Annotated in this window: 2 protein-coding genes; both read right to left on the reverse strand. The window is 33.2% G+C overall.

Annotated features, from left to right (window positions below):
* Positions 1 to 9: 9 nt before the first annotated feature.
* A complete protein-coding gene (locus TCEL_RS14430; protein WP_084739377.1) occupies positions 10 to 387 on the reverse strand; it encodes a branched-chain amino acid transport system II carrier protein in 378 nt (125 codons plus the stop codon).
* Positions 354 to 617 (reverse strand): NADH-quinone oxidoreductase subunit D-related protein (locus TCEL_RS11525; RefSeq protein WP_040684086.1); only part of this gene is annotated, 264 nt, incomplete at its 5' end. The genes TCEL_RS11525 and TCEL_RS14430, both read right to left, overlap by 34 nt.

Here is a 617-nt window from a genome sequence, read left to right on the forward strand (position 1 = left end):
ACTTTAAATTTAAGCCTCCTGTTTTCTTGAGAATATAAGTGGAATTATTAATCCTATTATTGCAGGTAGGATCCATGCAAAACCTGCACTTGCAAAAGGAAGCTTTGCAACAAAATTTTGTACTCCCTTTAAGTTTAGTCCAATTGCCGCAAGTCCGTCAACTATGCTTATTATTAATGTTAAATATACTGCACCTGCATAGCAGTTTTTATTTTTAATAAATTCATCAAATATATTAAGAACAATTAAAACTATAACAACTGGGTATACAGTAACAAGTAGAGGTACTGCTAATTTTACTATCTTTTCAACTCCAAAGTTTGAAACAACTGCACTAAATACAGTAACAATTATTACAACAGCCTTGCTTCGTGTCTTGCTGTAAATTCTCCAGCTGGAACCTTAGGAAGTTTATTACCTAAATTTATTGGACCTTCTGGAAGGTTTTCTAACGCCTGTCTAATTATCTTTACACTTTCTTCTATTTCTAAAACTCTAACTACAACTCTTGCCCAAACGTCACCATCTTCTAATACAGGTATGTCAAAATCAAATTCATCATAACATGAATAAGGAGCATCCTTTCTAACATCAACTCTTATTCCTGACGCTCTAGC

The organism is Thermobrachium celere DSM 8682 (assembly GCF_000430995.1).
In the GTDB taxonomy this organism is placed as follows: Bacteria; Bacillota; Clostridia; order Clostridiales; family Caloramatoraceae; genus Thermobrachium; species Thermobrachium celere.